Here is a 1,786-nt window from a genome sequence, read left to right on the forward strand (position 1 = left end):
CGCGCCCTCGACACAGCCGCCGGAGATGCTGCCGACCGCGTTGCCGTCCTCGTCCACCGCGACCGACGTACCGACCGGCAGGGGCGCGCTGCCGGTGACGTCGACCACGGTGGCCAGGGCGAAGGGGCGGGCCGCGCGGCACCAGCGGTGCAGTGTGTCCGCGATGTTCAGCATGGGCGGGTCTCCATGTGATCCGGGTGAAGCGGTGTGGAACGACGGTTGTTGGGAGGTGGGCCGCCGCCGTGTCGTCGAGGGGGGTGACACGGCGGCGGCCCGGGGGTCCGGCGGCCGGGCATGGTCGGCCGCCGAACAGTTGGGAGCACCCCGGGCGGCCGTCTCACCACGAAACCGGCCGCCCGGGGGCTCGTATCGGAGCCGAGGCTCAGAGCAACGCCTCGGCGGTGATGGGCAGTTCGCGAATACGGCGACCGGTGGCGTGGAAGACCGCGTTGGCGATCGCGGGTGCCACCCCGACGTGGACGACCTCGCCAAGTCCCTTGACGCCGAGCGGGTCGGCCTCGATGTCCTCACCGTCCAGGTAGATCGCCTTCACGTCGGGGACGTCGGCGTTGACCGGGACCAAGTAGTCGGCGAGGTTGGCGTTCACGATCCGGCCGTCGCGGTGGTCGAGGTGGCGTTGTAGGCGTAGAAGGAGTGCCTCTCCGGTTGCGACGCCCCCGCGTAGGAGCCGAGGGCTTCGAGACGGGTGCGCTTGTTGCGGCCCAGCAGGCTCCGGTAGGTCTCACCGCGCGCCGGATTGCCCTTCACATGCAGCCTGCCGGCGCGTACGACGACATCGTCCGCGGCCACCCTGTACAGCGGCGACTCGCGATCCTCCACGGCCAGCTTGATCGCCTCTCGGCGGACCTGGTTGCAGCCGTCGAGAACAGCGGAGCCAACGCTGGCCATCGTCTGGGAGCCGCCGTGCGGTGGGGTCGGCGGGAACAGGGAGTCACCGAGCCGGAAGGTGACCGTGCGCATGGTCAGCCCGAGGGCGTCCGCAGCGACTTGGGTCTGGGAGGTGTACGTGCCCGGCCCCATGTCGCTGGCGGCGGTCTCTACCAAGGCGGTGCCGTCGGCGTCCAGTCGGACCCGGGCCTGGGCTTGGTTGCGCTGCGTCTCGTACACGCCGACCGCGACACCCATGCCGATCAGCCGGTCGCCCTCACGCCGGGAGCGGGGCCTGGGGTCGCGGCGGTGCCAGCCGAACTCGCGGGCGCCGGTGGTGTAGCACTCGCGCAGTCGACGGGTGGAGAACGGCAGCCCGTTGGACGGGTCCTGTTCCGGTTCGTTGCGCCGGCGCAGCTCGATCGGATCGATGCCGAGCTTGTGCGCGAGTTCGTCCATGGCCGACTCGATGACGAAGGCCGCCGTGGCGAAGCCGGGACCGCGCATCCACAGTGGGGTGTTCACGTCCAAGGGCACCGTCCGGTACGCCTGGCTCACATTCGGCATGCTGTAGAGCATCTGCCCGGCGGGCATCACGGTCTCGGTGAACGTCTCGTACGAGGAGGTCTCGGCGTCCATCTCGTGGGCCATGGCCGTCAGTCGGCCGCGCCGGTCGCTGCCTACCCGCAGCCGGTACTCGTAGGAGGGCCGGAAGCCCGTACCGAAGTACTGCTGCCTGCGGCTCAGAACGAGCTTCACCGGTCGGCCGGTCTCGCGCGCGGCCACGGCGGCGACAATTGTGTGCGGCCAGCAGCGCAGCCCGCTGCCGAAGCCGCCGCCGACGAACGGGTTGATGACGCGCACCGAATCCGCGGGCAGGCCGAACACGGCGGCGATC

At 70.8% G+C, this 1,786-nt stretch carries 1 protein-coding gene and 1 pseudogene; both read right to left on the reverse strand.

The genetic code is table 11. The annotated features are described in order from the left end of the window. On the reverse strand, positions 1-174 hold a 174-nt coding region (locus OP79_RS53515; protein ID WP_169786275.1), incomplete at its 3' end, for an XdhC family protein. A gap of 208 nt (positions 175-382) precedes the next feature. Continuing rightward, a pseudogene (locus OP79_RS50295) lies at positions 383-1,786 on the reverse strand (xanthine dehydrogenase family protein molybdopterin-binding subunit); the annotation flags it as partial.

It is taken from the genome of Streptomyces yerevanensis, assembly GCF_000716805.1.
GTDB classification, from domain to species: domain Bacteria; phylum Actinomycetota; class Actinomycetes; order Streptomycetales; family Streptomycetaceae; genus Streptomyces; species Streptomyces flaveus.